A 23,953-nucleotide genomic window follows, 5' to 3' on the forward strand; every position below is an offset into this window, starting at 1 on the left:
AGCTCCGGCGCCACGGCGAGGTCAGCGGGGGACGACCCGCTCGGTGGCCCAGTCCCGCCAGCCGGCCACCCGGTCCGCCGCAGCGGCGAGCTGGTCGGCGACCGGGCCGGGGCCGGTCGAGCCGGGGGTGGTCCGGGCCGCGAGCGCCGAGCGGACCGACAGCACGTCGCGCACCGACGGATCGAGGTGCTCGCTGACGGCGGCCAGGTCGGCGTCGGAGACCTCCTCCAGCTCGCATTCGCGGGCCGCGCAGAGCGCCACCAGACGGCCGGTGATCTCGTGCGCGTCGCGGAACGGCACGTTGCGCCGCACCAGCCAGTCGGCGACCTCCGTGGCGAGCGAGAACCCGACCGGCGCGGCGGCCACTAGGCGGTCCACCCGGACCGTCATCGTCGAGATCATTCCCGCCAGGGCCGGCAGCAGCAGTTCCAAGGTGTCGACCGCGTCGAAGGCCGGCTCCTTGTCCTCCTGCATGTCCCGGTCGTAGGTCATCGGCAGGCCCTTGAGCATCGTCAGCACCGTCATCAGGCCACCGACAAGCCGGCCGGACTTGCCCCGGGCCAGCTCGGCGATGTCCGCGTTCTTCTTCTGCGGCATGATCGACGAACCGGTCGCGAAGGCGTCGTCCAGCTCCACCCACCCGAACTCGTGCGAGGTCCACAGCACCACCTCCTCGCCGAGGCGGGACAGGTGCACCCCGATCATCGCGGTGGTGAAGAGGAACTCGGCAACGAAGTCCCGGTCGGCCACCGCGTCCATCGAGTTGGCGAACGACGTGCGGAACCCCAGCTCCTTGGCCACCGCCACCGGGTCCAGCGGAAGGCCGGAGCCGGCAAGCGCGCCAGCGCCGAGCGGGCTGATCGCCGCCCGGTGGTCCCAGTCGTGCAACCGCTCCAGGTCGCGCAGCAGCGGCTGCACGTGCGCCAGCAGCCAGTGCCCGAACGTGACCGGCTGGGCGTGCTGCAGGTGGGTCATGCCCGGGGCGGCGGTGTCGATGTGCCGCTCGGCCTGCTCGATGAGCGCCTCGGCCAGCTCGACGAGCCGGCTCGCCACGCCCCGGGCGTGATCGCGCAGGTAGAGCCGCAGGTCCGTGGCCACCTGGTCGTTGCGGGACCGGCCCGCGCGCAGCTTGCCGCCGAGGCTGCCGAGCCGCTCCAACAGGCCCCGCTCCAGCGCGGTGTGCACGTCCTCGTCGTCGACGGTGGGACGGAACGCCCCCGAGGCGCACGCCGCCTCCAGGTCGTCCAGGGCCGCCAGGATCCGGCCCAGCTCCTCCGGGTCGAGGAGGCCGGCGCCGGCAAGCACCCGGGCGTGCGCCCGGGAACCGGCGATGTCGTACGGGGCCAGCCGCCAGTCGAACTGCACGCTCACCGACAGGCGGGCGAGCGCCTCGGCGGGGCCACCGGCGAACCGGCCACCCCACAGGCTTGTCCGATTGGTGGCCGCGCTGTTCTCGGTCAAGCTCTTGTCGTCCACCCCGCCCATTGTGGTCCCCATGCTCGTCACCCGCCCAGCCGGGCGTCACGCGCCGCGGCCATTCCACTCGGCAGCCCCCAAAGCTGCACGAAACCCTTCGCCAGGGACTGGTCGAACGTGTCCCCGGTGTCGTACGTGGCCAGCCCGAAGTCGTACAGGCTCGCCTCGGAGCGCCGGCCGGTGACTGTGGCACGACCGCCGTGCAGCGTCATGCGCACCTCGCCGCTCACGTGCCGCTGCGCGTCGTCGATGAACGCGTCAAGCGAGTCCTTCAGCGGCGAGAACCACAGGCCGTCGTAGACCAGCTCACCCCACCGCTGGTCGACGCCCTTCTTGAACCGGGCCAGGTCCCGCTCCACTGTCACCGCCTCCAACTCCTGGTGGGCGGTGATCAACGCGATGGCGCCCGGCGCCTCGTACACCTCGCGGCTCTTGATGCCGACGAGGCGGTCCTCGACCATGTCGAGGCGGCCCACGCCGTGCGCGCCAGCGCGGCGGTTCAGCTCCCGGATCGCCTGGTACGGGGTGACGGTCTCGCCGTCGAGCGCCACCGGCACGCCACCGTCGAAGGTGATCACGACCTCGTCCGGGTCGCGGCTCTGCGCCGGGTCCTCGGTGTACGAGTAGAGGTCCTCGATCGGGGCGTTCCAGATGTCCTCCAGGAAGCCCGTCTCCACGGCGCGGCCCCACAGGTTCTGGTCGATCGAGTACGGGGACTTGGCCGACACGTCGATCGGCAGGCCCTTCTCCTCGGCGAACGCGATGGCCTTGTCGCGCGTCCACGCGAAGTCCCGGGCCGGGGCGATGATCTTCAGGTCGGGGGCGAGCGCGTTCAGGCCCACCTCGAACCGGACCTGGTCGTTGCCCTTGCCGGTGCAGCCGTGCGAGACGATGGTGCCGCCGTGCTGGCGCGCCGCCGCCACCAGGTGCTTGACGATCAGCGGCCGGGACAGCGCCGAGACCAGCGGGTAACGGTCCATGTAGAGGGCATTCGCCCGGATCGCCGGCACGCAGTATTCGGCGGCGAACTCGTCGCGCGCGTCGACCACCTCGGCCTCGGCGGCGCCGCAGTCGAGCGCCCGCTGCCGGATCGCGTCGAGGTCCTCGCCGCCCTGCCCGACGTCGACCGCCACAGCGATCACCTCGGCGCCGGTCTGCTCGGCCAGGTAGGGAATGGCCACGGAGGTGTCCAACCCTCCGGAGTACGCGAGGACGACCCGCTCGGTCATGCTGTGTTCCCTTCAACGGTGTCTTCCCGGCGGGCCCAACCGGTGAGCTTCTCACCGAGCGCGGCCCCGCCGACGGCCTCGCGGGCCACGACGAGGATGGTGTCGTCGCCGGCGATGGTGCCGACGATCTCGGGCAGACCCGCCCGGTCCAACGCGCTGGCCAGGTACTGGGCTGCCCCCGGCGGGGTGCGCAGCACGGCGATGTTGCCGCTGGAGTCGACGCCGTTGAGCAGTTCGCGCAGCAGCCGCACCAGCCGGGCCGGCGCGGCCTCGGCGTCACGCAGCGGCCGGTGGCCGTCCTCGGGGATCAGGTAGACGGCCGGGCCGTCGCCGCCGCGCACCTTTACCGCGCCCAACTCCTCCAGGTCCCGCGAGAGGGTGGCCTGGGTGACACCGACCCCGTCGGCGGCGAGCAGGTCGGCCAGCTCGGTCTGCGAACGGACCGCCCGGTCGCGGATCAGCTCCACGATGCGGGCGTGCCGGGCGGCGCGGGTCAGCGGGGCGGTCACCGCGCCACCTCGGCCGTGCTACTGACGGCGTCGTCGTTCGCGCCGGCCGTGTCGGCGGCGTTGGCGTTCGCGTTCAGGAGGAACGTCAGGAGCGCCTTCTGGGCGTGCAGCCGGTTCTCCGCCTGGTCGAAGACCGCGCTCTGCGGCCCGTCGAGCACCTCGTCGGTGATCTCCTCGCCGCGGTGCGCGGGCAGGCAGTGCAGCACGACGGCGTCCGGCGCGGCCTGGCCGAGTAGTTCCTTGTTCACCTGGTACGGCAGGAACGGAGTGATCCGGTCCAACCCGTCGGCCTCCTGCCCCATCGACGTCCACGTATCGGTGGCCACCACGTCGGCGTCGCGTACCGCCTGGACCGGGTCGGTCAGGACCCGCACCGACCCGCCGGTGCCGGCGGCGATCTCCGCCGCCCGCGCCACGACGTCCGGATCCGGAGCGAAACCCTCCGGCCCGGCGATCCGCACGTGCATCCCGGCCATCGCACCGGCCAGCAGGTACGACTGCGCCATGTTGTTCGCGCCGTCCCCCACGTAGGTCAGGGTGCGGCCAGCGGTGCCACCACACCGCTCGCGGATGGTGAGCAGGTCGGCAAGCAACTGGCAGGGGTGGAAACCGTCGGTGAGCGCGTTCACCACCGGCACGCTCGCCCCCGCCGCGACATCGGCGATCCGGTCGTCGCCGTGGGTACGCAGCACGATCGCGACGACGTAGCGGGACAACACCCGCCCGGCGTCGATGAGGGTCTCGCCCCGGCCGAAGTGGGTGACCTGGGTGTCCACGACGAGCGGATGCCCGCCCAACTCGGCGATGCCGACGTCGAACGAGAACCGCGTCCGCAGGCTCTGCTTGTCGAAGAGCACCGCCACCGAACGCGGGCCGGCAAGCGGCCGGTGGCCGAACCGGTCGGCCTTCATCCGCGCCGCCAGGTCCAGAACCGTGGACTGCTCGGCGGGCGAAAGGTCGTCGTCACGCAGGAAGTGCCGGATCATGCGGTCGTCCCCGTACTGGTGATGGTGGGTGAGGTCAACGGCGCCGGAATCCCGGACGTCTCGGACCCCGGTCGAGCCGGGTCCGCGCCGGTCGGCGTCGCCGCGGCCAGGGCGGCGGGCAGGGCAGCCACGAAGGCGTCGGCCTGGTCGGCGGTGAGGATCAGCGGCGGTACGAGCCGCAGCACGCCCGGCTGCACCGGGTTGGCCAGGAAACCGGCCTCCCGCAGTGACGCCGCGAGCGCCGCCGCCACCGGCGCGGTGAGCACCACGCCGAGCAGCAACCCAGCCCCGCGTACGTCGCCGACCAGCGGATGCCCCAGCGCCTCGATCCCCCGGCGCAGCCGCTCCCCCACCCGCTTGACGTGGTCGAGCAGCCCCTCGTGGGCGATCGTCGACACCACGGCGAGCGCGGCGGCGCAGCTGACCGGGTTGCCGCCGAAGGTCGTACCGTGCGAGCCGGGGGTGAGCAGGTCGGCGGCGCGGCCGAAGGCGAGCGTGGCGCCGAGCGGCAGCCCACCACCGAGCCCCTTGGCCAGTGTGATCACGTCCGGCTCCACGCCCTCGGCCTGGTGGGCGAACCAGTGGCCGGTACGCCCGATGCCGGTCTGCACCTCGTCGAGCACCAGCAGCGCGCCGTGCCGGTCGGTGATCCGCCGGGCCGCGGTGAGATAGCCGGCAGGCGGAACCACCACACCGTTCTCGCCCTGGATCGGCTCCAGGATCACCATCGCGGTGGCGTCGGTGACCGCCGCTTCGAGAGCCGCCACGTCGCCGTAGTCGACGTGGGTCACGTCACCGGGCAGCGGCCGGAACGGATCGGCCTTGGCCGGCTGCCCGGTCAACGCGAGGGCGCCCATGGTGCGACCGTGGAAGCCACCGTTGGTGGCCACCACGTGACTGCGCCCGGTACGCCGGGAGAGTTTGAACGCGGCCTCGTTCGCCTCCGCGCCCGAATTGGCGAAGAACACCCGGCCCGGACGACCGGCGAGCGCCAGCAACAGCTCCGCGAGAGCGACAGGCGGCTCGGCGATGAAGAGGTTGGAGACGTGCCCGAGGGTGGCGACCTGCTTCGACACGGCGGCCACCACCGCCGGGTGGGCGTGCCCGAGCGCGTTCACCGCGATCCCGCCGACCAGATCCAGATACTCCCGGCCGGCGTCGTCGACCACCACGGCACCCGAGCCGGACACCAGCGCCAGCGGCGGCGTGCCGTAGTTGTCCATCATCGACTGCGTCCAGCGTTGCGCCAGGCTGCTCATGCCCCGTCCGTCCCGTCTCCCGGCACCACCATCGTTCCGAACCCTTCCGAGGTGAAGACCTCCAGCAGCGTGGAGTGCGCCACCCGGCCGTCCACGACGTGCGCCGCAGGCACTCCCCCACGCACCGCCCGCAGGCAGGCCTCCATCTTCGGCACCATCCCCGACTCCAGGCTGGGCAGCAGCTTCGCCAGGTCGTCCGCGACGATCTCCGAGATCAGGCTGCTGGTGTCCGGCCAGTCGGCGTACAGGCCCGCCACGTCGGTGAGCACGACAAGCTTGCGGGCCTGCAACGCGATCGCGAGCGCGGCGGCGGCGGTATCCGCGTTGAGGTTGTGCAGCACCCCGTCGACGTCCGGCGCCACCGTGGAGATCACCGGAATCCGGCCCGCCTCGATGAGGTCGGTCACCGCCGACACGTCGACCGACTCGACGTCCCCGACCTGACCCACGTCGACAGGCAGCCCATCCACGTACGCCGGGCGGCGCACCGCCGTGAACAGGCGGGCGTCCTCACCGGAGAGACCCACAGCGAACGGGCCATGCGAGTTGATCAGCCCGACCAGCTCGCGACCGACCTGCCCGACAAGCACCATCCGGACCACGTCCATCGCCTCGGCAGTGGTCACCCGCAGGCCGCCACGGAACTCGCTGGCGATGCCCAACCGGCCCAGCATGGCGGAAATCTGCGGACCACCGCCGTGCACCACCACCGGCTTGAGACCGGCGTAGCGCAGAAACACCATGTCGGCGGCGAACGCCTGCTGCAACGCGGGGTCGGTCATGGCGTTGCCGCCGTACTTGATGACAACTGTGGAGCCGGAGAAACGCGCCAACCACGGCAACGCCTCGATAAGCGTCTCCGCCTTGACCTGGGCACGGGTGAGATCGGTGCTGAGGCTCACCGGGCCAGCCTTTCGATCGCGACTGCGGGACTCCGCTGCGCTGCGTTCCTCGCGCTCACGTGGAGTAGGCCGAATTCTCGTGTACGTACGCGTGGGACAGGTCGTTGGTCCAGATCGTCGCCTCCGCCGCACCGGCGTGCAGGTCGATCCGGATGGTCACGTCCCGACCGGTCAGGTCGACCTTCGACCGGTCCTCGGCGGCAGCACCGCTCCGGCACACCCACACCCCGTTGACGGCCACGTCCACCTCGTCCGGCTCGAACGCGGCAGCGGTGGTGCCGACCGCAGCGAGGATCCGGCCCCAGTTCGGGTCGTTGCCGAACAGCGCGGTCTTGACCAGGTTGTTGCGCGCCACCGACCGGCCCACCTCGACCGCGTCGTCCTCGTCGGCCGCGCCGACAACGTCGATGGCGATCTGCTTGGTGGCGCCCTCGGCGTCGGCGACCAGTTGCTGGGCCAGGTCGTGACAGGCCGCGGTGACGGCTGCGGCCAACTCGGCAGGAGTCGGCTCGATGCCACTCGCGCCACTGGACAGCAGCAGCACGGTGTCGTTCGTCGACATGCAGCCATCGGAGTCGACCCGGTCGAAGCTGACCCGGGTGGCCGCACGCAACGCCTCGTCCAGCACGGCAGGCCCCGCCACCGCGTCGGTGGTCAGCACGCACAACATGGTGGCCATGCCCGGCGCGAGCATCCCCGCGCCCTTCGCCATCCCGCCGACCGTCCAGCCGCTGCCCTGGGCCACAGTCGTCTTCGCCCGCGTGTCCGTAGTCATGATCGCCTCGGCGGCGGCCACCCCGCCGTCACGGGACAGCCCACGGATCGCCGAGCGGACGCCCGGCAGCAGCTTCGGCATCGGCAGCCGCTCACCGATCAGGCCGGTCGAGCAGACCGCCACCTCACCGGCCCCGAGAATCAACCGCGGGCTCACCGAGGTCAACGCGGCGGCGGTGTGCTCGGCGGTGGCGTGCGTGTCCTGGAAACCGGCCGGGCCGGTGCAGGCGTTGGCCCCACCGGAGTTGAGCACCACCGCGCGGACCACACCACCCTGCACGACCTGCTGCGTCCAGAGCACCGGCGCGGCCTTCACCCGGTTGGTGGTGAAGACGCCGGCCACACCGGCGTCCGGACCGTCGTTGACCACCAGCGCGACGTCCGCGCCGCCGCTGGCCTTCAGACCGGCGGCCACCCCGGCCGCCCGGAACCCACGAGGGGTGGTGACACTCACGATGCCTGCCTTTCGTTCGCGACCGCGGGGCTCCGCTGCGCTGCACTCCTCGCGCTCACGGGCTGACCCCCCAGATCGACAGGCCCATCGTCTCCGGCAGGCCGAGCATCAGGTTGGCGTTCTGCACGGCCTGGCCGGCAGCGCCCTTGCCCAGGTTGTCCAGGGCGCTGAGCACGATCAGTCGACCGGAGTCGACGTCCACTGTGGCTTGCAGGTGGCAGGAGTTCGACCCCAGCGTGGCGCCGGTGTGCGGCCATCTGCCCTCCGGCAGCACCTGCACGAACGGCGCGTCGGCGTACGCCTGAGCCAGCACCTGCTGCGGGTCGACACCGCGCGCCGGCACGGCGGTGACAGTGGCCAGGATGCCGCGCGGCATCGGCGCCAGAACGGGCGTGAACGACAGGCTCGTCGCCCCGGTGGCCTGCTTGATCTCCGGCACGTGCTGGTGGGTGCCCACCCGGTACGGCGACAGGTCGCCCAGCACCTCGCTGGCCAGCAGGTGCGGCTTCGCCGCCCGGCCCGCCCCGGACGTGCCGGAGGCTGCGACGACCACCACGTCGGCCGGGTCGGCCGCGCCGTCGGCGATCAGCGGTGCGAGCGCCAGAGTGATCGCGGCGGCGTAGCAGCCGGTGTTGGCGACCCGGGTGGAAGAGGCGATCAGCTCCCGCTGGCCGGGCAGCTCGGGCAGGCCGTAGGTCCACCGGCCGGCGTGCGTGCCGCCGTAGTACTGCGCCCAGGCGTACGGGTCGGCGAGCCGGTGGTCCGCGCCCAGGTCGACGACGCGTACCTCGGGCGGGAGCTGGGCCGCGAGGGTCGCCGACTCGCCGTGGGGCAGGGCCAGGAAGACCAGGTCCGCGTCGGCCAGGATCGCCGGGTCGGTCGCGCCGAACACCAGGTCGAGCCCGGTGAGCTGCGGGTGCGCCACGTCGACGCGGTGCCCGGCCTGGCTGTGGGCGGTGGCGGCGACAAGATCGAACTCCGGATGCCCGGCGATCAGGCGCAGCAGCTCACCTCCGGCGTAACCGCTCGCCCCGGCGACCGCGACTCGAATCCCCATACCCACCTCCGCATGACTATGCAACGAAGGCTAGCAGCGGCGCAGGTCACCTGCAACTTAATACAGCCCCATGCATGGTGATGAGGGGTGGATTCCTCTCGCGGACGGGTGGGGCGTCCTCTGCCTCGATTGTCCGTCAGAGGACGCCAAGAATCAGTTCACCCGCTCGGACAGTCCGTGCTGCCGCTCATACGTCCTCAGGGCCGCATCCCACGCCTCCGTGTATTCGCTCGGCCCCATACCGAGATCACCGTGCCCCCTGACCGCCTCGCGTAGGAGCTTCACGAGATCGGGAACGGTTTCCCGGCGTTCCTCCACGTACCGACGGAACACCTCAGCGAACTGCTCGCCGGTCAACCGTGCGGCATGCGATGTGGCCGGATCGTCCTCAAGGCTCTGCAGCACCCCGCACCAGCGTCGAGTCAGTTCATCCGCCTGCGTCGCCTTGATCTTCTGCAACTCGTGATCACACTCAAGCCTGATGCGCTCCTCCCAGTACGGCCGGAGCCGCTCCCGGACCCGCTCGTCCGGGCTGACGCGGATAAGCACGCCGAAGTGCGGCGGGGCACCCTCCCGCGGCCAGCGTTGGCCACTGAGACGACTGTTCAAGGCACGCTCAAGGTCGTGCGAGCGATGCGGTTCGTGTTCGCGTGCCAGATCCACCGCCCGCTCCCGAACAATCCCGGCAGCCCAGCCCAGGTAGCGTTCGGCGCGGAGCCGAAGCTCTTCGTAGATCATGTTCTGCGCCGTCCAGTTGTAGACGACGTGCAGGCGGAAGTCGAACGCATCCCCCTTCGCCGGCACCAGGATCGGCACCGGGGCGTCCTGGCGGAATGTCACTGTGGCAGGTACAACCCTCGGTGGCGGGGCGGGAGGCAACGGGAGTTCGGTCGGCGGGAAGATGGCATGCCACCACCGACGGCGTTGTAGCTGCCTAGGTAGGGATGGCCTCGTGCCGGGACCACCGGCGGGATCCGTGGTCATCGCGTCTCCTCATCGATCAGTCGTCGTACGTCATCTAGCAGGTCGTTGTGGGGCATTACGGGACGCCACACATGGCGGAGTTGATGGTCGAGGCGATGACACAGGGAAGGATGTCCAGCGATCACGTGACTCACGAGTTGAAGGCAATGGCCGGCGACGGCTGCCTGCTGGTCCGCCCGGTCCAGCCAAAAGCCGAGAGTCCGCCACGATCGGTACGCCGTCTTCGGCAGACTGAGGGCGGTGGCCCAGAGGATGGACAGGTCTGCCAGATCGATCGTTTGCTGGTCCACCAGGTGCAGCAATTCCGGCCAGTGCTCTCGTGGCGGTTCTGCCCAGCGGTCCGCGAGCACCCGCAGCGTGCGTGCGGCGTGGAGTTGCACCTCAGGATCGACGGACACCGTCCAGTCCACAAGCGTCGGCACAACGCTCGCCGCGTGACCGTTGCGGTACACCTCGACCAGCCCTCGGACGACGGAGTTGTTCCGCCGCTGCATTCGGGCCTGCGCCACCTGGCGCAACTGGACCAACGCCGACTCTGGCCAGAGCCGGGCCAGTCCGAGACTGTACGCACGCGCAACGGTGTCCCGCAGGTGAGCTGCCGAACCGGCTGCCCACTGACCGAGTTCGGTGCGAACCCGAGTGCGCAACGCGGGCTGCATCGCCATGGCGACGAGTACGATCGCCGCGGCCTGCCGAACCCCTGCCCGCCGTTCCCGGGCCAGTTCCCCCACGGTGTCGAGGGCTGACTGCACGTCGCGTGTCGCCGACCAACCGATGGCGCCGGCTGCGGCCTGTCGGACCGCCGGAACGTCCCCGCGGATCAGGTCTGCCAACCAGTTCAACAGGTGCTTGGGGGACCACCATTCTGTCCACGCGACGTCCAGCAAGGCCGACCGGAGTGGTTCGGCGCCGGCAGCGAAGTCGATTCGGCATCCACCCGGCAACCGCGCGTCGTTCAGCCGTGTGACGGCTTGGCCCAGCGTCGGCCCTAACAGTGCGTCGAGCGCCGACCCCCGAAAAGGAGTGCTGCCCAATGCGGGTTGCTGGAAGTCGGATCGGGCCAGACGCTGAGCTGCCTGCTGTATCTCGGTCACAGGCTGCCCGGCAAGAACGGCGCACGAGAGACGAAAGGCCCGCACCTCATCGTGAAGAAACGCGTCGAGATCCTCGCCGCCGCGTTGCACGTCGAGGATCTCGACCGCTCGCTCCCGTAGTTGAAGCGGCAGAAACTGCTCGAGCCGCTCGGCCAGTGCGTCGCCCTTGGGAACCGTCCGGGCAATCGTCGCGACGACCGCGAGGATTTCGCCGGGGCGAGGTTCGCTGGCTAGGTAGGCCGACAGCAGTGAACTCTGGACGCAGTCCTCATCTACGTATCGCTCCACGCAACGGCCGACGCATGTGCCTGTGCACCAGCCGACACACTGTCCTCTGATCTGATTGCGAAGCTGCGCCCGAAACACCTCGGCCGCCGGGGCCGAGCGGTGTTCAACGATATGACCGACAAGGTCGTGGTTCCGCCGGGAGAAGTCCCCGACCAGAATCAGCGTCGTGGCGGAGCTCTCGGCCCTGGCAGCCAGCGCCACGAGTGTGAACCCGTCGACCTTGAGGAGAGCCGCCTCACTCAGCCGAAGCACGTAGCCGTACCCAGCGGGCAACGGTGCCTCCGCCCTGAGCAGATCGGCCAACTGGTCGACACCAAGCACACGGACCCGCTCGAAGCCGTGTCTCCGAGCCACAGCCAGGGTGGCCGAAGTGAACCGACCGCTCCCGACCAGGCCGGAGAGGCAGACGAGGTGACGATGCTGGAGATGGTGGTCGAGCCGCTGGTCGCTCGGTGCGTACGCGTATCCGCTCGCAGTCTCACGGACACTGGCCTCGACTAGGGTCTCGAACCAGACGCGGCCGGCCCCGTTGGATCGTCCGGCGGTGACATTGACCGTTCCGATGGCGACAGCGCCAGGACCGGTGGCGTTCTGTCCCTGAACCCGAACATCGCCAACGTCGATCGTTGAACCGCCCAGCAAGCCAGCCAGCCTGCGCAGCACGTCCCCAGGGTCTATGAGGTCGTCCGGCTCATCCTCCTCCGGTGGCTCCACGGCTGGTGCCGTCGCCGAGCCGGGCTCACCCTCGCCGTCGGCGGACTCCGCAGCTGTTGGTGATCCGTCCTGGGGTCCGCGAACCACACCCCCATCGGCTTCGTCGAGGGGGTCATCGCCAGAGGACTCCTCCAACACGTCGTGCCAGAGGTTGTCCAGGTCCCGCTCCCTGCCGGCAGCGACAGGTGCGTATCGACCGCTCATCGGCGATTGCCTCTCCTCTTGCCGGAGTTCGCATCGCGACCGATTGAGCCGATCGCCGTCGCACCCGGGCCGATCGCACTCTGCCCCTTGACGCGGACATCGCCGGTACGAATTCCACTGTGCTCCGTCGCGCTGTTCGCCGGCTTCCCCTCCGTGCCGTCCACCAGCTTTTTCGCTGCCTGGCCAGCACTTTCACCGGAGGCCGGAGAGACGCCCGGGACCGTGACGGCAGTGAGATCCTCGTCCACCACACATAGCCAGGCGTACTCACGAAAATCCTTGTCGGGGTGTGCCACCTCGATCCGCACGAAACGCTCGGGTCGCATCTCCTCCGGATACTCCGTGACCACGTCACGAAAGATCTCGGTCGAGACGACAAGCGCCACGCCTGCGTCCGGAAAGGTGGCCAATGCCTTCTTGACGGGCTCGGCCTCGCACAGCCTGCAGACGAAAACGACGGCGTTGCCAGGGAAGCCGTTCGCACCATCCAGGTGAACCAAACCCTGGTGTACCGCCACCCTGAGCCGGATCCGGGCGGTCGGCAGGCGGCTGCTGTTGTGGGTTCTCAGCCGCCGGTTCAGCTCCGGTACGAACCGACCGATGACCCGGGACTCGGACACCTCGCGCGGCACGACTGCAAGTTCACCGTCGCCCGCCTGCTGAGTTGTCCAGGCCACGCGATCCAAGCCCACAGCACCAGCAGCCTCGTGCAGCAACTCTCGGAAATGCCGCTGCGCCTCATACTGCTGGAGGTTGCTCCGTCGGCTGTACCTCTCCATATCCACAGATATCAACAATCGCCGCTCGGGATGTTGCATCAAGCTCCCGCCCTCTCCACTCGGCTCACCCAGCGGGCAAGCACCGCAGGAACCATCGAACCGGTGAGGGCCGGTCGGGATCCCGTAGAAGTACGGCATCACGGCCGAAGTCGAAAATCAGTCATCCCGTCCTGCTGGGGAGTCCGCCACACCTTCGCACGATGTCCTTGTCGTATGAGGGCGAATCTGGTGGAACTGCTGCTCACCCTGGAATGGTCGCCGATGACGGTGCTGGCACTGATAGCCGTTCGGCTCTTGCTTGAGGCGGCCGCCAGAACTGGGGCATCGCGCTACGCACAGGAGCGGCTACGCTTCGGCGGCCGTCCATGGATAAGGAGGCTGCAGATGCGACAACCACACGAGATGTCCGGCGGCGAGTGGCCCTACGGCACGTTCCTTCAACGGCTCGCTCCGCCAGTTCGGGCGACGCTGCTGGGGCTGGGCGTCCGTCGTCAAGTTCCGGCCGGTCAGATCGTGATCCACGAGGGTTTAAGAGAATCGCACCTGGTGCTCCTCGAAGAGGGCCTAACCAAGATCACGGCTACCTTGCCAGACGGTCGGTCCGCCTTGCTGTCGCTCCGGGTTGGAGGTGATCTCGTCGGTGAGATGTCGGCACTGAACGACGAGCCCCGCTCGGCCACCGTCACGACCTGCGGACCGGCGAAGTACAGCGTGATCCAGCCAGACCGGTTCAAGCGATTCCTCAAGGAACATCCCGATGCTGCCCTCGAACTCGCCGCGATGGTGTCCGACAGGCTGCGCTGGTCCAATCGGCGCCGGATCGACTTCACCTCGTACCCGGTGAAACTGCGTGTCGCCCGAGTGGTCGCCGAACTCTGCCGCACCCACGGTCGGCAAGGCTTGGACGGCATCATCATCGACGTTCGTCTCACACGGCCCGACCTGGCCACTATCTGCGGCGCCTCCGAGACGTCCATTCAGAAAGCGCTGCGGGAGCTACGGACGGACGGATTGGTCGAGACCGACTATCGCCGGATCACCGTCCGCGATCTGCCGAGCCTGCGCAGGCTTGGCAACCTGGAATCCAGCGACGATTGACAGGCACCCTTCCGCATAGCCGGAAAGGTGCCTGTCAGCTTCGCTAGGCTCCGCGGAGGGTTGCTCCTAGGCGTTCCGCCGCTACGGCTACCGCCGCGTCGCGGGCTGCCACCGCTTCCTCGACCGTCAGCGTCCGGTCCGGTGCGCGGAACGTGAGCTTGTACGCAAGCGACCGGCGACCCTCGCCGAGCTGCGCGCCGGAGTACACGTCGAAGAGCCGCACGTCCTCCAGCAGCTCCCCCGCCCCGGCCTCCAGCGCCCGGCGCACCTGCTCCGCCGGCACCGACTCGTCCACAACCAGTGCCACGTCGATGAGCGCCGGCGGGAAGCCGGAGACCGCCGGGGCGGGCGTCACCGGCGCCACCGGCAACGCGTCAAGGCTCAACTCCATGGCGCAGGTACGCCGGGGCAGCTCCAACGCCGCCACCACCGTCGGGTGCAGCTCACCGGCGTGCCCGACGACCACGCCGTCGACCCGCAGCTCGGCGCAGCGGCCGGGGTGCCACGGGGCGTATTCGGCGGCACGCACCTCGACCCACTCGTCGGGGATACCGGCGGCGGCCAGCGTGTCCCGGGCCGCCTCGATGGCGTCCGCCCAGCCGGCCGGCCGGCCCGGACCCCACCATCCGGCCGGGTCCACCTCACCGGCGAGCACCACTGCGGCGTGCACGGGCTGCGCCGGCACCACCGCGTCGGCGGCGGCGAACTCGGCGTCGGTGGGACGCCGGTCCACGCCCATCTCCGGCGGGCTGCCGGCGTCCCGGCGCGGGTGGAAGACCGCACCGATCTCGTAGAGCGCCAGGTCGCGGTGACCCCGACCGATGTTGCGCTTGAGGATGCCGAGCAGCGGGCCGAGCAGCGTGGTGCGCAGCAGCGGCTCCTCCTCCGACAGCGGGTTGGCCAGCCGCACCGCAGGTCGGCGCGGGTCGTCGGCCGGCAGGCCGAGCAGGTCCGCCAGTTGCGGCGACACGAACGGGTGCGCGAGCACCTCGACGTACCCCCGAGCAGCAAGCGACCCGGCGACCGCCCGACGCCGACGCTGGGCCGGGGTCAGGCCGCGCCCGGGCGGCGCGGTGGGCAGCACCGACGGCACCTTGTCGTACCCGTCGAGGCGGACGACCTCCTCGACCAGGTCGGCCGGGTCGGTGAGATCGGGCCGCCACGACGGCGGGGTGACGCTGAGCGCCACGCCCGCCCCGCTGGCCGTGCCGACCGCTCCCGGGTCCTCGGCCAACCGGTCCGCGCCCTGCGCGACAGTGCAACCGACCCGCTCCAAGAGGGCCACCACCCGCGCCGGCGGGTACTCGACGCCGATCCGCCGGGTGGGCAGATCCGCCGGCAGGCTGATCGGGGTACGCGGCCGGACGTGGTCGATGTCCAGGATCTCCACGCTCGGTGTGCCGCCGCCGTGCTCGGTGAGCAGGCGCACGGCCCGCTCCAGCGCGACAAGCGCCACGGCCGGGTCGACGCCCCGCTCCCAGCGCTTTGCGGCCTCGCTGAACAGCTTGTGCCTGCGGGCGGTCCGCCCGACCATCGCCGGGTCCCAGTGCGCCGCCTCGAAGAGCACTGTGGTGGTGCCGGCGACGACCTCGCTGGTCTCCCCGCCCATCACCGCCGCGAGAGAGATCGGCGTGCCAGCGCCCTCGCCCGCCACGGCGCTGGGCAGCCCGGCGTCGCAGATCACCATGTCGTCGGCGGCGAGCACCCGGTCGACGCCGTCGAGGGTGGTCAGCTTCTCCCCCGGCACGGCGCGGCGGACCACGAGCGCGCCGGCGATCCGGTCGGCGTCGAAGGCGTGCATCGGCTGGCCCAGCTCCAGCATCACGTAGTTGGTGATGTCGACAGGCAGGGAGATGCTGCGGATGCCTGCGGTGACGAGCCGCTGCTGCATCCACGACGGGGTGGGCGCGGTCGGGTCGACACCGCGGACCAGGCGGGCGGTGAACCGGTCGCAGCCGACCGGGTCGCGCACCTCCACCGGGTACGCCGGCTCCTCCGTGCCCCCCGGCGCCGGCACCAGGGCCGGATCGCGCAGCGGCACGTCGAACGCGTGCGACAACTCCCGGGCCAGGCCGCGCAGGCTCAGCGCGTACCCCCGGTCCGGAGTGATCTCCAGGTCGAACACCACGTCGTCGAGGCCCACGACGGGCCGCGCGTCGTCGCCCGGCTTGGCGGCCACGTCCGGCGGCAGCACGATGATGCCGGAGTGATCGTCGCCCAGGCCCAGCTCCTTCGCCGAGCAGATCATGCCCGCCGAGTTGTGCCCGTACGTCTTGCGCGCGCCGATGGCGAACCCGCCGGGCAGCACACCGCCGGGCAGGATCACCACCACCCGGTCACCGGGGGCGAAGTTGCGCGCCCCGCAGACGATCTCCTGCGGCTCACCGGTGCCGTTGGCGTGACCCACGTCGACGCGGCAGAACCGGATCGGCTTCTTGAAGCCGGTGAGCTCCTCGATCTCGCGGACCTCACCGACGACGAGCTGACCGGTGACCGACTCGCGCAGGTCCACGACGGACTCGACCTCGATGCCCAGGTCGACAAGGGCCTGCTCCAGATCGCCGGTCGGCAGGTCGGCGGGCAGGTCGACGTACTCCCGCAGCCAGCTGACAGAAACTCGCATGACTTCAGACCACCGTTCCCGTGTCTCGTACCCGCATCGCCCTACGCTCCGGTCCCGAACGCCCGGCTGAACCGCACGTCGCCCTCGAAGAGGTGGCGGATGTCGCTGACCCCGTGCCGGATCATCAGGGTCCGGTCGATGCCCATGCCGAAGGCGAACCCGGAGTAGACCTCCGGGTCGACGCCGCAGGCGCGCAGCACCCGCGGGTTGACCATGCCGCAGCCGCCCCACTCGACCCACTGCGGGCCGTCGCGGTGCTCGGGGAACCACACGTCGAACTCCGCCGACGGCTCGGTGAACGGGAAGTAGTGCGGCCGCCACCGGGTCTTGGCCTCCGGGCCGAACATGGCACGGGCGAAGTGGTCCAGCGTGCCCCGCAGATGCGCCATCGTGATGCCCTTGTCGACCACCAGGCCCTCAGCCTGGTGGAACACCGGGCTGTGGGTGGCGTCGATCTCGTCGGTGCGGTAGACGCGGCCGGGCACGATCACGTAGATCGGCGGCTTGCGGCTGAGCATCGTGCGGGTCTGCACCGTCGACGTGTGCGTCCGTAGAACAAGGCCCGAGCCCTGCGGTGCGATGTGGAAGGTGTCCATCAGCCCACGCGACGGGTGGTCGGCGGGGATGTTCAACGCGTCGAAGTTGACCCACTCCAGGTCGACCTCGGGACCCTCGGCCACCTCGTAGCCCATCCCGACGAACAGATCACTTATCGACTCCATCAGTGTGCTCAGCGGGTGCCGGGCACCACGCGGACGCCGGTCGTACGGCAGGGTGACGTCCACCCGTTCCTCGACCAGCACCCGCTCGGCCTGCTCGCGCTCCACCACCTCGGCACGCTCGGCGTAGGCGGCCTCGATGGCGCGGCGGGCCTCGTTCACCCGCTTACCGGCGTCGGACTTCGCAGCCGGCGGCAGCGCGCCGATCTCCCGGCGCGCGAGGGACACCGGGGACCGGTCGCCGAGGTGCGCGGGGCGCAGCGCGGTCAACGCGTCCGGGTCGGCGGCGGCCGCGAACGCCTTCGCGGCGTCGTCGACGGCCTCGGCCAGGGCGGTCGGGTCGAGCAGGGCGACCTGCTTCGGGTCGTACGGATCGTTGCGGTAGCTCATGGCGTACGGGCACTCCCTCACGGCGGCGCCAGCCCTCACCGGGGCGGCTAGGCGAGTCTACGGACGCGCGGCTGTGCCGCAGCCCGCCGGTAGGAGTTACGCAGGGAGCAGGTCAGGCCCGCCGCCCGCCGACACCGGCGGGCTGGCTAAACGAACGCCGTTGCGCGTTCATCGAGTGAGGCTCTCCCCTGTGATCTCGCGCGACCAGTCACCGGTCAGCGCTGTGCTCTCGCTGAAGCGTACAGGCAGACCGCCGCGGCGGCAGCCAGGTTGAGGCTCTCGGCGCGCCCGTACAACGGCACCCGCACGCGGGCGTCGGCGGCGGCGGTCAACTCCTCGGGCAGGCCGTGCGCCTCCGAGCCGAACAGCCAGGCGGTGGGCCCGACGAGCCGCCCGTAGTCGGTAAGGTCGTCCAGGTCGCTGTCGCCGTACCCCGTGGTGGCGAAGATCGACAGCCCGGCGGCGCGCAGCGCGTCGACAACGGCGACCGAATCGGGCGCGCGGACCACGTCGACGTGGAAGAGGCTGCCGGCGGACGCCCGCACGCACTTGCCGTTGTACGGGTCGACGGCGTCGCCCGCGAAGATCACCGCGCCAGCCCCGGCGGCGTCGGCGGTGCGCAGCACGGTGCCGGCGTTGCCCGGGTCGCGGATCTCGGCGAGCACCGCCACCAGCCGCGGCGCACCCGCGAGGGCCTGCTCCAACGACACGTCCAGGTGCCGGCAGACGGCGACCAGCCCCTGCGGGGCGACGGTCTCGGCAAGCGCGGCGAGCGCGTCGTCGGTCACCTCGGAGACGGGCACGTCGGCACGGGCCGCCGTGGCGGCCAGCTCCGGGTACCGGTCGAGGGCTGCGGGCGTACCGAACAACTCGGTGACCACCCCCGGCCGCGCGAGGGCCTCACGGACCGCCTGCGGCCCTTCGGCCAGGAACCGGCCGGCGGCGTCGCGGTCCCGGCGGCGCTGCAACCGGCGGGCGGCGACAACCCTTGGGGTACGCGGGGTGAAGGCCATGGTGTGGGTTCCTCCGGCACGATTGAGGCGCCCCCCGGACGGCGGTGCCGACACGGGAGACGCCTCGCTCTGGTGCGTGGGGATCAGGCGGCCTGAGCCGCCGCGCCGCCGGTGCCCTCGGCCGTGACCGCGGCCCGGGCCAGCTCGACGATCGCCGCGAAGGAAGCGGCGTCGTTGACAGCCATGTCGGCCAGGATCTTGCGGTCAACCTCGATGCCGGCCAGACGCAGGCCCTGGATCAGGCGGTTGTAGGTCATCCCGTTCGCACGGGCACCCGCGTTGATCCGCTGGATCCACAGCTGCCGGAAGTCGCCCTTGCGGTCACGACGGTCCCGGTAGGCGTACTGCATCGAGTGCAGCACCTGCTCCTTGGCCTTGCGGTACAGCCGGGAGCGCTGACCGCGGTAACCGCTCGCGGTCTCCAGCAGGGTACGACGCTTCTTCTGGGCGTTCACAGCCCGCTTGACGCGTGCCATCTCAACTCCTTATTACGTAAAGGTGGCGCGCGTCAGCGGCCGAGCAGCTTCTTGATGCGCTTGACGTCGGCCTTGGCCAGCACGACCGTGCCGGTCAGCCGGCGGGTCTGGGTGGAGGGCTTCTTCTCCAGGTTGTGGCGAAGGCCGGCCTGCTGGGCAACGATCTTGCCCTTGCCGGTGACCTTGACCCGCTTACCCATACCCGTGTGGCTCTTCATCTTCGGCATGTGGAACGTCTTCTCCCCTGTTACTGGCCGCTGGTGTCAGCGGCGGTGCCGCTGTCAACGGCTGCTGCGGTCTCGCCCGCCGCTGCGGTCTCGTCGGCTGCCGGGGCAGACTCGTCCCCTGCCCGCTCCCGAGGTGCACCACGGGACGCCGTAGCGGCGACCGCGGAGGCCTTGACGGCCCGATGCGGAGCGAGAACCATGATCATGTTTCGACCGTCCTGCTTGGGGGCGGCCTCGACGTATCCCAGTTCCGTGATCTCCGATTCGAGCCGACGCAGGAGCCGGTAACCCAGCTCAGGGCGGCTCTGCTCGCGACCGCGGAACATGATCGTCACCTTGACCTTGTCGCCCGCCTTGAGGAACCGCACCACGTGACCCTTCTTGGTCTCGTAGTCGTGCGGGTCGATCTTCGGCCGAAGCTTCATTTCCTTGATGACGGTCTGCTGCTGGTTACGCCGCGCTTCGCGCGCCTTGAGTGCGCTCTCGTACTTGAACTTGCCGAAGTCCATGAGCTTGCACACCGGCGGGCGCGCCATCGGCGCAACCTCGACCAGGTCCAGATCGACGTCCGCGGCCAGCTGAAGGGCGCGCTCCAGCGGGACGATGCCCACCTGCTCACCCTCGGGGCCGACCAGTCGGACCTCACGTGCCCGGATCTGCTCGTTCACGCGTGGTTCGACGCTGATGGGGCCTCCTCGAGTCGTTTCTGCTCAGTTGCCGACCCCTGCGGCCCCCGGGTGGGGGTCATCCTGGAAAGCAGAAGGCCCCGGCAGATGCCAGGGCCCGCTCGACCGGTCGGCACGATCACAGGATCGCGCATCCGACGCCGGGACATGCCCGGAATCGGGGACCGGACCCGGCCACCGTGGCGGCGACTCGGGTGGGAGCAGGCGCTCCGCTTTCGTGGCTGTCTGCTCGCATGCGGAGACAGCCTGGTCGACTTGACAAGACTACACCGCCGCCCTGGTCACCCCCAAACCGGGCACGCCCGACTAGCGGTCGGCGCGCTCGGCGAGGCGGGACTGGTGTGCCTCGTGCAGCCGGCGCAGGGCGCGGACGCCCTCGACTGCCGACTCCTTGTCGGCGGCCTGAAGGGCGATGAGCGGCAGCAGGTCGTCGTCGTGCAGCTCCAGGCTGGCCCAGGGCGCACCCCGGTCGAAGCGCACACCCCGGATGACCTCCCAGGGCAGCTGGTACGAGCTGATGACGTTGCGCACCCGCACGCCGTGCGCGTCGGCCTCCACCCGTGGGCGGGTGAAGAGCAGGAAGCCCAGCGCGCCGAACAGGCCCAGGCCGACCATGGCGAGCTGGTCGCCGCGCTGGAAGGTGCCGTAGCCGTTGCCTGTCGGGCCGCTCAGCGATGTGGCAACCGCCCCGAACACCACCACCAGGGCGACCGCCGCAGACCAGCAGACCACCCGGATGCGGCGGGGCTTCAGGCGGACCAGCTCTGTTTCACTCACCCCACCAGTCTGCCACCCACCTCAGCGGGAGAAGCGCACCACCCGCCGAGCGTCGACACAGCCGCCGTCGAGCCATCCGCGTCGGGACCCGCACGCCGCAGGCGCAGCGGTGATCGTGCTCGATCCAGGATGCAGTGGGCTCGGCGGCACCCGGAGGCCACTGCATCCTGGATCGTGTGATTCGTCCCGCCGACGGCGAACCAGCCGGCGACGGGTCAGAGGCGGCAGGCGTGGATGTTGGTGACGAGGATGGCGCGGGCGCCCAGGTCGTACAGCTCGTCCATGATCCGGTGGACGTCGTCGCGGAGCACCATTGCCTGCACGGCCACCCAGCCCTCGCGGTGCAGCGGCGACACGGTGGGCGACTCGATACCGGGGGTCAGCCCGCTGGCGCGGTCCAGCAGACCGGCCGGTACGTCGTAGGCGAGCATCACGTAGCGGCGGGCCACCAGGACGCCGTGCAGGCGGCGCAGCAGCTGCTCGGCCTGTGCGTGCGACGGCGCGCCGGCCCGGCGGACCAGCACGGCCGACGAGCGCAGCAGCGGCTCGCCGAACACCACAAGGCCGGCCTGACGCAGTGTGGCGCCGGTCTCCACCACGTCGGCGACGACGTCGGCGACGCCGAGTCGGACGGCGTTCTCGACAGCGCCGTCGAGGCGGATCACGTCGGCCTTGACGCCAAGCTCGCTGAGGTGCCGCTCGACGAGCCCCGGGTACGCGGTGGCGACCCGGTGCCCGCCGAGGTCCTGTACGGAGGCGATGTCGTCGGGGCGGGCGGCGAAGCGGAAGGTGGCCCGGCCGAACGCGAGGTCGACGACCTCCTCGGCCGGTGCGGCCGAGTCGATGAGCAGGTCCCGGCCGGTGATGCCGAGGTCGAGGTCACCGGAGCCGACGTAGGTCGCGATGTCCTTGGGACGCAGGTAGAAGAATTCGACGTCGTTGGCCTCGTCGCGGCAGACGAGGTCCTTGGGGTCGGTGCGCTGGCGGTAGCCCGCCTCGCGCAGCATCTGGGCGGCCGGCTCGGCCAGGGTGCCCTTGTTGGGGATGGCGACACGCAGCATGACGGAGTGCTCCTTCAGATCGGATGTGATCAACGACGGGGCGCACTCACAGATGTCGGTAGACGTCCTTGAGGTCGAGACCGGTGGCGAGCATCAGCACCTGGACCTGGTAGAGCAGCTGGGAGATCTCCTCGGCGGTACGCTCCGGCCCCTCGTGCTCGGCGGCCATCCACGACTCGGCCGCCTCCTCGACGACCTTCTTGCCGATGAAGTGCACACCCTTGTCGAGGGCGGCGACGGTGCCCGAGCCCGGGGTGCCGGCAGCGGCCTTGGCCTGCAGCTCGGCGAACAACTCCTCGAACGTCTTCACGGAAGGCGATTCTTCCAGCCGCCCCAGCCGGGTACCGCCCCCGGGTCCGAATGGTCCACCTCCCGGACGCCCGGAGGGCGGCGTCGGGAACAATTCCCCATCAGGATGGTGGGAAGATCTTCAAGCAGGCCTGTCGATGCCTCTACGCTGACCGCCATGGCCAGCCGCTCACGTCTCCTCGCGCTCACCCTCGCCGGCTTCGTCGTCGCCGCCACCGCCGGATGCGCTCCCCAGGACGAGGAACCCACCCCCACCGTCACCGCCGCGGGGTCCTGCACCAAGGACAGCCTGCCCACGCGGACGCCGGGCAAGCTCACCATCGCCACTGACCAGCCCGCCTACGAGCCGTGGTTCCGGCAGGACAAGCCGGACAACGGTGAGGGCTTCGAGGCCGCCGTCGCGTACGCGGTGGCCGAGAAGCTGGGCTACTCCCGCGCCGACGTCACCTGGACCCGGGTCAAGTTCGACACGGCAATCGCGCCCGGCCCGAAGAGCTTCGACTTCGACATCAACCAGTTCTCCATCACCGAGGAGCGCAAGCAGGCTGTCGACTTCTCCGCGCCGTACTACCTGGTGCGGCAGACAGTCATCGCGTTGAAGTCCTCGAAGATCGCCGGCAAGACGTCGCTTGCCGACCTCCGCGACGCCCGCCTCGGCGCCCAGGTCGGCACCACCAGTTACCAGGCGATCACCGACGTGGTCAAGCCGACGACCAAACCGCAGGTCTACAACAGCAACGACGACGCCAAGAAGGCCCTGCAGAACGGGCAGATCGACGGTCTCGTGGTGGACCTGCCGACCGCGTTCTACATCACCGGCGCGGAGATCACCGATGCGATGGTCATCGGGCAGGTGCCGCAGGTAGGGGTGCCCGAGGCGTTCGGGCTGCTGCTTGACAAGAACTCCCCGCTGACGTCCTGCGTGAGCACCGCGGTCGGGCAGCTCAGCGAGGCGGGCACGCTCAGCGAGTTGGAGCGCAAGTGGCTCGCGCAGGTGGCGGGAGCGACCGAGCTCCGGTGACCCTGCTGGAGCACACCCCGTCCGAGGCGCAGCTGCGGCGCTCGGCGTACCGCCGCCGGCAGACCGTGTACAGCGTGCTGGTCGCTGCCTCCTCCACGGCGGCGCTCGGCACGCTGCTGGTGGTGGCGGTGACCGGCGCGCCGGGCTGGGACCGGGTGCGGCAGTCGTTCCTGGACCCGGAGATCGCCCGGGACGCGCTGCCGGCCGTGCTGACCGGGCTCTGGCTCAACGTCCGGCTGCTCGTCTGCTGCGCGGCGGGCGCCCTGCTGCTCGGGCTGGCGATCGCCGTGCTGCGGACGCTGCGCGGGCCGATCTTCTTCCCGGTACGGGCGCTGGCCGCCGGCTACACGTACACCTTCCGTGGTCTGCCGTTGATCATCGTGCTGTACCTGCTCACCCTCGGCGTGCCCGGGTTGCGCCTGCAGGGCATGCCGCCGGTGCTGGTGCTCGGCGGGCTCGCGCTGGTCCTCACCTACGGCGGCTACCTGGCCGAGGTGTTCCGGGCCGGCATCGAGTCGGTGCACCCCAGCCAGCTCGCCGCGGCCCGCTCGCTGGGTCTCACCTACCGGCAGACGATGCGGCACGTCGTCCTGCCGCAGGCCGTCCGCCGGGTGGCCCCACCGCTGCTCAACGACGTGGTGGCCCTGCAGAAGGACGTCGGTCTGGTGTCGCTCGCCGGGCCGATCGACGCGGTACGCGCCGCCCAGATCGCCACTGCCCAGTCGTTCAACTACACGCCGTACGTCGTGGCCGGGGTGCTCTTCGTGCTGCTGGCGATCCCGCTGATCGCGGTCACCGACTGGGTGACGCTGCGCTCGGCCCGTCGACAGTCGGGAGGCTGACC

General features: G+C 70.5%; 23 protein-coding genes. 3 read left to right on the forward strand and 20 right to left on the reverse strand.

The features are described 5' to 3' along the window. Positions 1-21: 21 nt before the first annotated feature. The 11 genes from argH to ACPXB1_RS24345 all read right to left on the reverse strand — a co-directional run bounded on the left by argH (position 22) and on the right by ACPXB1_RS24345 (position 12,748). Positions 22-1,485, reverse strand: coding sequence for an argininosuccinate lyase (argH, locus tag ACPXB1_RS24295; protein WP_355596788.1), 1,464 nt, complete (start codon positions 1,483-1,485; stop codon positions 22-24). A 17-nt stretch (positions 1,486-1,502) separates the two neighbouring features. After that, on the reverse strand, positions 1,503-2,705 hold the full coding sequence (locus ACPXB1_RS24300; protein WP_053655504.1) for an argininosuccinate synthase: 1,203 nt from the start codon (positions 2,703-2,705) through the stop codon (positions 1,503-1,505). After that, on the reverse strand, positions 2,702-3,214 hold the full coding sequence (locus tag ACPXB1_RS24305) for an arginine repressor (RefSeq protein ID WP_377670201.1): 513 nt from the start codon (positions 3,212-3,214) through the stop codon (positions 2,702-2,704). Before ACPXB1_RS24305 ends, ACPXB1_RS24300 begins: the two co-directional genes overlap by 4 nt. Beyond that, entirely contained in the window at positions 3,211-4,200 is a 990-nt protein-coding gene (argF, locus tag ACPXB1_RS24310) for an ornithine carbamoyltransferase (protein WP_425735827.1), read from the reverse strand. Before argF ends, ACPXB1_RS24305 begins: the two co-directional genes overlap by 4 nt. Further along, complete coding sequence (locus tag ACPXB1_RS24315; RefSeq protein ID WP_355630280.1) at positions 4,197-5,459, reverse strand: acetylornithine transaminase; 1,263 nt, start codon at positions 5,457-5,459, stop codon at positions 4,197-4,199. The genes argF and ACPXB1_RS24315 overlap by 4 nt, the downstream gene beginning before the upstream one ends. Next, complete coding sequence (gene argB, locus ACPXB1_RS24320) at positions 5,456-6,361, reverse strand: acetylglutamate kinase (protein ID WP_355596758.1); 906 nt, start codon at positions 6,359-6,361, stop codon at positions 5,456-5,458. Before argB ends, ACPXB1_RS24315 begins: the two co-directional genes overlap by 4 nt. A gap of 55 nt (positions 6,362-6,416) precedes the next feature. Further along, complete coding sequence (argJ, locus tag ACPXB1_RS24325) at positions 6,417-7,589, reverse strand: bifunctional glutamate N-acetyltransferase/amino-acid acetyltransferase ArgJ (RefSeq protein ID WP_425735828.1); 1,173 nt, start codon at positions 7,587-7,589, stop codon at positions 6,417-6,419. A gap of 55 nt (positions 7,590-7,644) precedes the next feature. Further along, positions 7,645-8,646, reverse strand: coding sequence for an N-acetyl-gamma-glutamyl-phosphate reductase (gene argC / locus ACPXB1_RS24330; RefSeq protein ID WP_355630286.1), 1,002 nt, complete (start codon positions 8,644-8,646; stop codon positions 7,645-7,647). A gap of 153 nt (positions 8,647-8,799) precedes the next feature. Continuing rightward, positions 8,800-9,462: a hypothetical protein gene (locus ACPXB1_RS24335; protein WP_355630288.1), complete on the reverse strand. Its 663-nt coding sequence runs from the start codon at positions 9,460-9,462 to the stop codon at positions 8,800-8,802. A gap of 164 nt (positions 9,463-9,626) precedes the next feature. Further along, positions 9,627-11,675 carry a hypothetical protein gene (locus ACPXB1_RS24340; protein WP_355630291.1) on the reverse strand — a complete coding sequence of 683 codons (2,049 nt, stop codon included), beginning with the start codon at positions 11,673-11,675 and terminating at the stop codon, positions 9,627-9,629. A gap of 251 nt (positions 11,676-11,926) precedes the next feature. Next, positions 11,927-12,748: a hypothetical protein gene (locus ACPXB1_RS24345; RefSeq protein WP_355630294.1), complete on the reverse strand. Its 822-nt coding sequence runs from the start codon at positions 12,746-12,748 to the stop codon at positions 11,927-11,929. 189 nt (positions 12,749-12,937) lie between these two features. Here ACPXB1_RS24345 and ACPXB1_RS24350 point away from each other — a divergent pair, with 189 nt between their 5' ends. Next, complete coding sequence (locus ACPXB1_RS24350) at positions 12,938-13,807, forward strand: Crp/Fnr family transcriptional regulator (protein WP_425735829.1); 870 nt, start codon at positions 12,938-12,940, stop codon at positions 13,805-13,807. Positions 13,808-13,850: 43 nt separating this feature from the next. Here the strand turns inward: ACPXB1_RS24350 and pheT are convergent, their stop codons facing one another. From pheT to ACPXB1_RS24395, 9 genes are all read right to left on the reverse strand, one after another. Then, positions 13,851-16,430 carry a phenylalanine--tRNA ligase subunit beta gene (gene pheT / locus ACPXB1_RS24355; RefSeq protein WP_355596748.1) on the reverse strand — a complete coding sequence of 860 codons (2,580 nt, stop codon included), beginning with the start codon at positions 16,428-16,430 and terminating at the stop codon, positions 13,851-13,853. Positions 16,431-16,471: 41 nt separating this feature from the next. Further along, positions 16,472-17,539: a phenylalanine--tRNA ligase subunit alpha gene (gene pheS / locus ACPXB1_RS24360; protein ID WP_355596746.1), complete on the reverse strand. Its 1,068-nt coding sequence runs from the start codon at positions 17,537-17,539 to the stop codon at positions 16,472-16,474. Between the two features lie 215 nt (positions 17,540-17,754). After that, positions 17,755-18,552, reverse strand: a complete 798-nt coding sequence (locus tag ACPXB1_RS24365) for a TrmH family RNA methyltransferase (RefSeq protein ID WP_425735830.1) — start codon at positions 18,550-18,552, stop codon at positions 17,755-17,757. 83 nt (positions 18,553-18,635) lie between these two features. Then, complete coding sequence (rplT, locus tag ACPXB1_RS24370) at positions 18,636-19,028, reverse strand: 50S ribosomal protein L20 (protein ID WP_007458417.1); 393 nt, start codon at positions 19,026-19,028, stop codon at positions 18,636-18,638. A 32-nt stretch (positions 19,029-19,060) separates the two neighbouring features. After that, entirely contained in the window at positions 19,061-19,255 is a 195-nt protein-coding gene (gene rpmI / locus ACPXB1_RS24375; protein ID WP_007458415.1) for a 50S ribosomal protein L35, read from the reverse strand. 20 nt (positions 19,256-19,275) lie between these two features. Then, entirely contained in the window at positions 19,276-19,923 is a 648-nt protein-coding gene (infC, locus tag ACPXB1_RS24380; protein ID WP_053655494.1) for a translation initiation factor IF-3, read from the reverse strand. A gap of 324 nt (positions 19,924-20,247) precedes the next feature. Further along, a complete protein-coding gene (locus ACPXB1_RS24385; RefSeq protein WP_355630303.1) occupies positions 20,248-20,718 on the reverse strand; it encodes a PH domain-containing protein in 471 nt (156 codons plus the stop codon). Between the two features lie 215 nt (positions 20,719-20,933). After that, positions 20,934-21,779, reverse strand: coding sequence for an ATP phosphoribosyltransferase (hisG, locus tag ACPXB1_RS24390; RefSeq protein ID WP_355596740.1), 846 nt, complete (start codon positions 21,777-21,779; stop codon positions 20,934-20,936). A 46-nt stretch (positions 21,780-21,825) separates the two neighbouring features. After that, positions 21,826-22,089: a phosphoribosyl-ATP diphosphatase gene (locus ACPXB1_RS24395; protein WP_053655491.1), complete on the reverse strand. Its 264-nt coding sequence runs from the start codon at positions 22,087-22,089 to the stop codon at positions 21,826-21,828. A gap of 156 nt (positions 22,090-22,245) precedes the next feature. Here ACPXB1_RS24395 and ACPXB1_RS24400 point away from each other — a divergent pair, with 156 nt between their 5' ends. Both ACPXB1_RS24400 and ACPXB1_RS24405 read left to right on the forward strand, forming a co-directional pair. Then, complete coding sequence (locus tag ACPXB1_RS24400) at positions 22,246-23,109, forward strand: transporter substrate-binding domain-containing protein (RefSeq protein WP_355596739.1); 864 nt, start codon at positions 22,246-22,248, stop codon at positions 23,107-23,109. Continuing rightward, complete coding sequence (locus tag ACPXB1_RS24405) at positions 23,106-23,951, forward strand: amino acid ABC transporter permease (RefSeq protein WP_355596737.1); 846 nt, start codon at positions 23,106-23,108, stop codon at positions 23,949-23,951. The genes ACPXB1_RS24400 and ACPXB1_RS24405 overlap by 4 nt, the downstream gene beginning before the upstream one ends. Positions 23,952-23,953 lie beyond the last annotated feature (2 nt).

The organism is Micromonospora sp. DT68, assembly GCF_049847245.1.
Classification (GTDB): domain Bacteria; phylum Actinomycetota; class Actinomycetes; order Mycobacteriales; family Micromonosporaceae; genus Micromonospora; species Micromonospora profundi.

Excerpts from the sequence above, each read along its gene's own strand:
- rplT (WP_007458417.1), bottom strand. The coding sequence starts at position 19,028 with ATGGCACGCGTCAAGCGGGCTGTGAACGCCCAGAAGAAGCGTCGTACC.
- rpmI (WP_007458415.1), bottom strand. The coding sequence starts at position 19,255 with ATGCCGAAGATGAAGAGCCACACGGGTATGGGTAAGCGGGTCAAGGTC.
- hisG (WP_355596740.1), bottom strand. The coding sequence starts at position 21,779 with ATGCTGCGTGTCGCCATCCCCAACAAGGGCACCCTGGCCGAGCCGGCC.
- ACPXB1_RS24400 (WP_355596739.1), top strand. The coding sequence starts at position 22,246 with ATGGCCAGCCGCTCACGTCTCCTCGCGCTCACCCTCGCCGGCTTCGTC.
- pheS (WP_355596746.1), bottom strand. The coding sequence starts at position 17,539 with ATGAGCTACCGCAACGATCCGTACGACCCGAAGCAGGTCGCCCTGCTC.
- ACPXB1_RS24300 (WP_053655504.1), bottom strand. The coding sequence starts at position 2,705 with ATGACCGAGCGGGTCGTCCTCGCGTACTCCGGAGGGTTGGACACCTCC.
- ACPXB1_RS24345 (WP_355630294.1), bottom strand. The coding sequence starts at position 12,748 with ATGCAACATCCCGAGCGGCGATTGTTGATATCTGTGGATATGGAGAGG.
- argF (WP_425735827.1), bottom strand. The coding sequence starts at position 4,200 with ATGATCCGGCACTTCCTGCGTGACGACGACCTTTCGCCCGCCGAGCAG.
- argH (WP_355596788.1), bottom strand. The coding sequence starts at position 1,485 with ATGGGCGGGGTGGACGACAAGAGCTTGACCGAGAACAGCGCGGCCACC.
- argC (WP_355630286.1), bottom strand. The coding sequence starts at position 8,646 with ATGGGGATTCGAGTCGCGGTCGCCGGGGCGAGCGGTTACGCCGGAGGT.
- pheT (WP_355596748.1), bottom strand. The coding sequence starts at position 16,430 with ATGCGAGTTTCTGTCAGCTGGCTGCGGGAGTACGTCGACCTGCCCGCC.
- ACPXB1_RS24365 (WP_425735830.1), bottom strand. The coding sequence starts at position 18,552 with ATGGCCTTCACCCCGCGTACCCCAAGGGTTGTCGCCGCCCGCCGGTTG.
- ACPXB1_RS24315 (WP_355630280.1), bottom strand. The coding sequence starts at position 5,459 with ATGAGCAGCCTGGCGCAACGCTGGACGCAGTCGATGATGGACAACTAC.